This window comes from Candidatus Omnitrophota bacterium, from assembly GCA_016929445.1.
In the GTDB taxonomy this organism is placed as follows: Bacteria; Omnitrophota; Gorgyraeia; order JAFGIU01; family JAFGIU01; genus JAFGIU01.
This window is the reverse complement of record JAFGIU010000083.1, coordinates 1-8,927: the sequence shown is the minus strand read 5'-3', so window position 1 is coordinate 8,927 and position 8,927 is coordinate 1. Positions and strand designations below refer to the sequence as shown.

At 57.5% G+C, this 8,927-nt stretch carries 2 protein-coding genes; both read left to right on the top strand.

Features of this window, described 5'->3' with window-relative positions; all coding sequences use genetic code 11:
- Nucleotides 1-778 (top strand): hypothetical protein (locus JW937_06975; GenBank protein MBN1587153.1); only part of this gene is annotated, 778 nt, incomplete at its 5' end.
- A gap of 218 nt (nucleotides 779-996) precedes the next feature.
- Nucleotides 997-8,679 (top strand): hypothetical protein, encoded by a 7,683-nt coding sequence (locus JW937_06970; GenBank protein ID MBN1587152.1) that lies wholly within the window; start codon nucleotides 997-999, stop codon nucleotides 8,677-8,679.
- The last annotated feature ends 248 nt before the right edge of the window (nucleotides 8,680-8,927 follow it).

Here is an 8,927-nt window from a genome sequence, read left to right as displayed (position 1 = left end):
GAGGATTGACGCAGAGGGGAGGCTTATTCTCAAGGGAGGGGGTTCTCCTCTCCCACTCCCGATCCGAATGAAGAAGAGCCGTCCGGTGCTCTTGTCCGAGCGCGAACTCCCGGGGTATTCCGAAGTCGCGCGTCTCGAGCTCCGGCGGGAGGCTGGGTTCCGCGAGGGTCTGGTCCGCTTCGAATTGGAGCTGCACCACTACTGGACCTTGCCAGGTAATGAGTACACAGAGCACGCCGGGCCTGTGGCGGTTCTCTATGCGCATATAGACGAAGACGGTGCTATCCATGTCTTGTCGGATGAGGAGTTGGAGGCTTATGTGTGGGAGAGCACTCTCCGGGCTGCACGTGTCCGGGTTGGAACAAAGGAAGTCCAATTCTCAAACCTGATTCTCCCTTCGCCGGCACTGCTCAAAGCAACCGAACACTATTCGCTGGTCTTGCACGATGGGGTTGGCAATGTTCTGAGCCGGCTTGAGCTGCCTCCGCGCATGCTTTGGATGGAAGACAGCCAGACGCTCCAATCGATCTGGGAGCGGATTCCGTTTAATGGCGGGGATGCGCAGAAGCGCGTATTTCTGTCGGTGACCGATGAGGATACCGACCGGGCCGTGATGACTTTGAAGGGAACAATCGATTCCGGGAAGGGAGAGGTGTGTTGGGAGGAGCCGGCTGAATGGAGCCCGGCCAGCGGGGCTGTCATGGAGATGATTGAGACCACGCGGTCTGCGGTGGAGAGGGCTGCTGAGGTCTCCCGCCTTTTGGGTCAATACCTCTGATTTTGCCCGGTGTCAGGCACCAGTGCCTGGCACCAGTGCCTGGCACCGTGGAACGGGCGTGAAACAAGTTGATTCAAATCTGCTTGATCTGTTATACTTAATACATCTATCTATTAAGTTATTTCTCACCTCCGATCTAATTCCGGACTGAGGGGCGCAGCTCCGAAGGAGATACGTCCCCTATCTCGAACAACAGAACGCATTAAGGGTGGAGTGCCATGAACCGATGCCGTTGCCTTGTGGGAATTCTTGTTGCTCAGGTCTTTTTGTTCACGAATATAGGGTTTAGCTGGGCCCTTCCAGTGGTTTCAGGACCGCTGTTGGGCAAAGGAGTTCAGCCCGAAGCGGTCAATGAGGCTTTTGAGCCGGGCAGTCTCGAAAGCCTTGAAGATCTTCAAATCCCTCCCGAAGCCGGACGCATTCTCGAAGCCCACATCGGCGGCAGCGATCTCCGAATCATCCACATCCAGGACCTTCACACCCACGGGGAAGCCCAACTCAATTCCGCGAACATCCTCAAATATCTGGTTGAACAGTACGGGGCAGACCTTATTTGCTCCGAAGGCGCCGAAGGCTGGGTTCATCCCGGGTGGCTTTCGGCGTTTCCTCCGCAATTCGAGGTTCGCGAGCGCGTGGCGCAAGAGTTTGTGGAGGCCGGTGAGCTCGTGGCTGAAGAATATCTGGCCATGACCACGCACCCCGAAGTGTTGATTTGGGGAGTGGAGGACCGCGGGCTTTATCTGGAGCAGGGGAAGCAATACAAGGCCATTTTGGGGCCGGAGATGCAGGAAGCTAAAGCAAGTATTGAGCGTTGGCAAGAAGAGCTCAATGCGCAGAAGGCGCAGGTTTATTCCGGAGCCTTGCTGGAGCTGGATGCGAAGAAGCAGGGGTATGAAGGCGGCCAAGTCCCGTTGTTGGCGTATGTGCAAGCCGTCATTGCGAGTGCAAGCGAGTCCGTCATTGCGAGGAGCGATAGCGACGAAGCAATCTCTGTGGGACAAAGATCCCTTCGCTTTGCTCAGGATGACAGCGCATTTCCGAATCTCCACCGCCTCCTCCAACTCTCCGGACTGGAATCCACCCTCGACCTCAAGAACACCACCGAGGAGCAACGCAAATCCGAGGCCTTTTTGAAGCAGTTGATGGAGTATCTGACGCTTTCTCAGCAAATCGATTCCCGCGAAATGTCCAAAGAACTCAAAGCAGCGGAAGAACAAGCCTTCGAAGTGCTGGCCACCACAGAGCAGGAAAAGGCGCTTTACAGAACCGCAGAATACGCTGCCCTTCTGCACAAAGTGTTTTCAGTGAAAGCCTCGCGAGAGGAATATCAGGCGTTTCAGGAGGCAGAGTCGGTCATTGGGAGCGAAGCCGCACCTGTCATTGCGAGCCGATTCCCTACCGTCATTGCGAGTGCAAGCGAGTCCGTCATTGCGAGGAGCGATAGCGACGAAGCAATCTTTGTGGGGCAAAGATCCCTTCGCTTTGCTCGGGATGACGTTGCCCGCCTTCTCCCCGCCATTCATTCCTTCTACAACCTCGCGCACCAACGCGACGAGGCGCTTCTTAACAACACACTCGAAATGATGAAGCAAACCGGCAAGAAGACGGCCATCCTGGTGACGGGCGGATACCACACGGGCGGTATTGTGGAGGCGCTTAAAGAAAAGAACATCTCGGTTGCGGTTATCGCCCCTCAGGTGACGCAGCCGCACGATCAGGAACGCTATGAGCGATTGCTGCAACGGGACGCCTACCGCCTTTCTCTGGCCACTTCCCGCGTTCTTTTGAGGCCCGGCGATGTGCAGCGCAAACACGATATCCAAGCAGCAGTGGTGCGCGAGTTTCTAAGGGAAGGAGGCACGTTGCAGGAGCTCAGGCAGGCATTGGCCGGCTTTGAAACTGCCAAACCCCAGTTTGTGGAATTGCTGAAGAGTCATGGATTACAGGAGGAAGTAGCCCGCAGCCTTGTGAAATCTATGGAATCTATCGTGGTGGATGATGAGTCCGTTGAAGATGCGCAGCAGATACTTGTGGTCCTCACGCAGAGCGGCCTTGTGGATGACGGGGTGCTCAGTCTCCACATTCATTACGATAAGAATACGCATCTCGTTAGAACCTATGTGTCCGATGCCCGGCCTTCCCGGATGGCCTCGGATCCTCGGGACCGGGCTCAGGTGATACACACTTCAGCCAGCGCTTTGCATAGGGCAGACGGGCAAATCCTTTTGGATTCGGAGACAGCCTGGCCCGAGCTTTGGTATGCATCGCGGCTGCAGCAAACTGGAGCAAATGAAATTACCACTTTTGATGATTACCGGCGTGTGCATGAATACACGCACCGGGCTGCGCGCGCTTCCGAAAACGACAACCCCAAAGCCTATGAGGTGCTGGCTGAACGAATGATTCAGGCTATGTCTCCCGAGTTCGGCGTGTCCCTGCTGGGGCTTCTCTTGGCGCGCGCAAAGAAAATGGATTGGAACTCGGTCTTGGTGCCGTCCGATATTGGCGCAGTGCGCAATGCATCCCAAGAAGAAATGCTTGAAGACCTTTTAGTGCGGTTGAAATGGGATATCCCTGAACCTGCGAACTGGGATCGCAGCCGTTTTGGCAGTGCGCAAGAAGCGCGTCTTTCGGAACTGCGCAACCAAGCGGCCAATGAATTGATGGCTCAATTGGCCGGGGCCGTCTATTTGCTGGAGAATGTGTTTCAGCAAGACGTTGCGTCCCTGACTCCGTTTCATCAGGAACTTGTGAAAGCGTTTGAGCAACTCCAGCAGTCGGGCCGGCTTCCGGTTCAAGTCGACGGGAATGACTCCGTTGCCAAGGCCCTGTACGCACAGTTCGGCATATCACTTCCGAATGGCAACCCGACCCAACTGATTGCCAACGAACAAGTCCCCATCTTACAGCACCTTTACTCCGGCGGCCGGCCGGCAATTGCGATGCCCGCGGGTCTAATGTTTCCGGAGGCCTTGAGTATGCCGAATGGTCAAGGAGAAGGAGGAGGAGGAGGGTATTTGCAAGACAGTACAATCGCGGCCATGCACCAGGCAAGACTTTGGGGCGCCTGGCTGGCCGGGCTCCACCACTTTTCCTTGGATAGAAGCGATCCTCTAAACCCGGTGCTGGTGATTTCCTTGGCTGATGTTCCTCTTCCACCGGGGGAACAGACCACAGCAGCTTCCGCCTACCCTCTTGTTGTTTATGCGGGCGATCAGCAGATTGGGTTGGCCGCCCCCAAAGAGATCCGAGCTGGACTTGCATTTGATTCCATGAGGGAACATCAAGGCATTGAGGTGAAGGACTTGGCCGGGAAGCGGCTTACGCTTGCGGTGGAAGATTTGAAGCCGTTGCAGGCTGAGGTCAGTCCATCGTCCGGCACGGATTCTTCTCCTGTTCACAACGAAAAGTGGGCGCGCCGCGGCAATGCGCAGAAGCATCTGGTTCTCAAGGCGGGAGAGCAGAATATTGCGGAATGGGGGCTATCTAAGGATCAGATTGAGATGGCCCGGGAATTGGATGGGATCACTCTCACAGATGCGGTGTCTGTGGATGACGCCGAACGCCTTGTGTCCTCAAGACCCAACATCACTCTCTTGTATTTAGCAGGCCAAGTCGAGCTGTCCACACCCGCATTGGCGGTTAAGGAGGGAAGGACTATTGTCGACATGCGGCGAATCGCCTGGTCTGCGAAGGTACCCGGCGCCTCTACAGAGCTGAGGATTCCGCTGGAGGAGTTGCCGGAAAGCATACAGAATCAGACTCTTGAACTCACGATTTGGGATGGATGGATGAGGAGACGGCTGCCTCAGGCGCACCGCCTCGCTGGGGGGCCCGAAGGACTTAGGCGGGTGGTGTCTCTCCGCGAACAGGACGAGTGGGATCGATGGACCGGCGGAGTGCGCGTGGGTCTCGTGCCTGGTGTCGGGCAACAAGAACCTGTGCTTTTGCTCACGGCGCCTCCGCTTTCCGGTTTTGCGCGTGGGGTTCCTGAAGGGATCTACACGCTGGTGGTGGAGCTGGACGGCAAACCCGCACTTACGCAGAACATCAAGGTGGCTCCGGAACTTACCCAGCCGCTTCGAATTCCCTGGCCGGCTACTGGAAATGAGATTAACCAGGAGGTGGTGATCCGGATTGAGGAGACCGGCGGGTTGAGGATCCATGAGGCGCACAGGCAGGCCGTCCGGAGTCTTTCACCCGGTGACGCGGATCTGCTCGGGGGCCAGGGCGGCGGAGCGGATATCCTTGCTCAAGTCCAGGAAATACTGGAAGGATTAAAAGAGACAAAAATTGATCGGCTTGGGTTTGCCATAGACTTACGCCAGTTGAGCCAACAAGTCTACCATAGAAGATTTAATCAAAAAGGCAGCATTACCGGAGGGACGGTGAGTGTGCGGGTCGGACGCGAAGCAGGCCCAGGTATGACACTTGATACCCTGAGTGGGAGCCACAAGGGGGAGATCGATATTTCCATGGGATCGCCCAGCAAACGGCCATATACGTTGACACTCAGGAATGTCACTTTTAGAGACCGCCCGGGCAAGTTCACTTTTGTGGCCGAGGGTCGCGTGGGCCAGGGCATTTCTAGCGTCAAAGTGGAGGAGCAGGAAACGGTTGAGGAAGGGAGTACAGCGCCGCCTGGAGTCCCAGACAGTAGTTTGTCTGAAGCGCGGCAGGGGGTCTCTGCGGACTCCGGTCAACCGCAGCCTTCTGCTCCCGAAGAGATTGAGACAGATCCCGTCCACGCCTTTGACGGCGCCTCAGCCCGCATTGAGGGCGAGGACCTGGTTCTTGCCATGAGAGCACTGGTGCCTGCTGCACAGGAGGACTCAAGCCAGTTTAGCAGTTACCAAGTCCATGTGCTTATGGATGGGAAGCCAAGATACGGCACCTGGCTGGAGTATGCGCTGCTTGATTATGGGAACGTTTGGGTTCCCTTAGAAGGGAGAGAGGCTCCGGAGCGAATCACTCTGGTGCTTAAGAATCGGGATAAAGAGACAGTCGCTACTGCGGAAGCAACACTCGCGGATGGGCAGTACGAGTTCGAGCCTATGGCGCAAACCTCAGAACCTGAGCCGGTTTGGGAGGAGCCTGCGTCCGCTGCGGATTTGAGTGGTTTCAGCGTAGTCTTTAGTGAGCCCACGGGTCCCGAAGACGCGGAGCTTCGGTCGATGCTTTCTGAGATGAGTGCGGAGTGGGGGGAGGACGGCAGAATGGTGCTGGTGCTGCCTGCGCTGGAGGGAGAGGGCAGGGGCGATCCGTCGGGACTCTCCTGTGAGGTTAAGATCAATGGCGACAGCGTGGCCAATGGTTCGTTTGCGGGCCTGTTTGAGAACGGTAGGCTGAGCGTTTGGATGGGAGGCGACCGCGCCCATGAGGGCAGCACGGTCACTATTGAACTCTACCGCCATTACGGAGACGAACCTGTCGTGGTGAAAGCCGTGTTCCAGTCCGGGCGCGAAGAGGCTGCAGCGAGCAGCGAAAGCGCGTCCGCGACAACAGGCGAATTGGCAGTAGTCTTTGGCGAGCCGGAGGGCGATGATCCTGGAATGCGCGAGCTGCTTCAAGGTATTTCCGCGCAGGTTCTGTCCAACCATCGGATCTGGATTTCCATTCCGGGTCTGGAGGGGCAGATGGGGCAATTTTTTGGGAGAAAGATGAGTTGGGCCATCCGTGTCGGGGGAAAATCCGTTGCTTATGGAACGGGTATGTCCGCCTTTTATGAGGAGACTTCTCCCGGAAAGGAAATTTATGCCGGACCTGTGACGGTTGGAACGAGATTGGAAGTGGCTTTCCAGGATGATTGGCATCCTGAAGTGAGGGTTGCCGGTGTGCTCCGGCCTGCTTCAGCACAGACCACGGATGCGGCTCCGGTATTTGCCGGCAACGTGCGCGACAAGCGAGACATCCTGACGTCGGTGGTTCTGACTCAGGCTCTTACGAATGTGTTGTGGAGCGCGGGCGCGGACAGGAGGCTCGAGATCAAGAATCTTCCGGGAAGGGGGCTGCTTGCTCAGAGATTCGCTGGACATACTTCTTTGGAGCTCCCGGCTGATTTGGCGGCCTTCCGCATCTATGTGGGCGGTGCGTTTATTGAGGAGATTGGTCTGGAGGAGGCTGACGTCGCAGCGCGCTCCGTTGAGTTGGACCCGGGCCAACTCCACTCCTCGGCAGAGGTGCGTGTTGACTGCGTGGACGCGCAGGGCGCGGTGTGGGCATCGCGGGTGATCGAACCCAGGCAGGGGGTCATGGAGGGTATTGAGCGCAAGATCACCTTCTATATGCCGGATACGGAAGTGGACGGTTTAGCTGTTGCGTTGGGTTCGCGTGCGATGCTCGAAGCCTACACCGGGCTCACAGGCAATCCGGTACTCGGGGCCATTCTTGAGGCATACCCAGAGGAAGGCGGGGATGCCGGAGACGATTTGGAGTTATTGAGGCGCGCTTCGGCGGTTCTCTCGCCGCACGGCATGGAGGGGATGCTGGGGGTTCTCTTCCAGCGCTTACAAGAAGACGAGAGCGTGATGCGCTCTCGCGTGGGATTGGCCGTGGCGCAAAGGCTGGTGGCCCTGGGAATGAGTAATCAGCCCGAGCGAACCGTGTCAGCCCGGGAATTTGTCGCGCGGGCCGCTGAGGCCTTGAGCCTTCCGCCGGATTCAGTGCATCCAGGGCTCCATTGTCTTGAGGTGATGGGATTGAGCGGCCAGGGCGGCGGGCCGTCATGGCCTGGGGATATTGATAAGGTATTCGACAGGGTTCAGGCCGAGATGGTTCGCAATCGTTTGATTATCCGGGGAGTGGGAGATGAATTGGAGAGCGCGGCGCCGGACGACTACGCGGGGTTGAACCTGCAAGTGTGGGTGGATGGAGAGCGGGTGAAAAACAGTCGGATGGACCGCTACATGGAAAGGTCTCCGGCTCTTGAGATTTCGCTTCTAACGAATGGCGCACCGAGTTCGCAAGAGGGTGTGTCTCATACAGTGGAATTGAGGTTGGTCGTTGCAAACGGCCCTGAAACGTTGGTTGCGGCCCGGGAAATAAGCGATTTCGAAACCCAGAGACCGGCCCGCAATGTGGAGCGGCCCCGGCAAAAGTCCTCCTCTCCTGCTGTGGCTGCGTTGACAAGCCAGATCCGCAAGAAGCTGCCGGAGCTCGAGATCCTCGAGGGTATCCAGGTGGAATGGAGGGAGGAAGGGGGGCTGCGGCTTCAACTGCCCTCTGCCCAAAGCATTCCCGGCGAGATCTTGCGGAATTCACGTATGCGGGTTTTTGCCGGCGGGCTGCTTTTGGTCGATCAGGACCTGCAAGCTCTCTTGAGCAAGATCGACGGCGCTCTGGAAATGGGGCTTGTTCCGGACAACGCTCGGGAAATTACGTTGCAGTGGGTCGCTTCAGACGGCCGCACCGTGGAGTTGACGCGATCGCTTCGCGGTGAATTCGAGGTGACTGGCGCGGCGCAGGGACGGCCGGGGTTTGTGGAGGCCCTCGATCTGCTTCGAGTGCGCCGCCCTGCGGAGAGGAGGATTAGTGTGCCCAATTCCCAGGAACTGCGCTCTGCAGTGGGCGATTTGGATCCATACTGGGGAGCTCGTTTCTACGGTCTTCGGTTGCGCTGCTGGGCCGGCTCCCGCTTGCTCTGGAATCAGCCTCTTGCGTCAGTGCAGGAGCGTTTTGGGTTGCCTTCGAATATGCAGACGTTGCCTTCTGTGTTGCGCTTTGAGCTGGTGAGCGGAGCCGGTGCGATCCTGGCGCAGAGGGCCTGTCCTCTTCCGGTCATCACAGAGGAGGGTATTGATCCATGGACTCCTCCGGCCTCAGCCCCGTTGGAAGGCGAGCCTCTGGCGATGAGGGCTGCCGCCGGGGCCTTTGCAGCCGATGCCCTTGCCGAAGCGCTCTAAACCCAGGGACGGTTCTCGCCTACCTCCGTCATTGCATGGAGTTACACGAGGTCCGTCCCCTAGGGCCCAGGTGGTTGACACAGATTCTTCGCCTCACTCAAAATGACAGCCATGCCGACTCTGCTCGTTTTTCAACACATTGAATGCGAAGGCCTGGGTTTTTGGGAAGATGTGGCCCGGGCCGAGGGATTTTCTGTCCGGATTGTGAAGTTTTGGGAGGGTGCGTCCGTCCCCTTATTTCTGCCGGG

Bases quoted from the DNA above. Each gene is read 5' to 3' on its own strand.
- JW937_06970 (MBN1587152.1), top strand. From the start codon at position 997: ATGAACCGATGCCGTTGCCTTGTGGGAATTCTTGTTGCTCAGGTCTTT.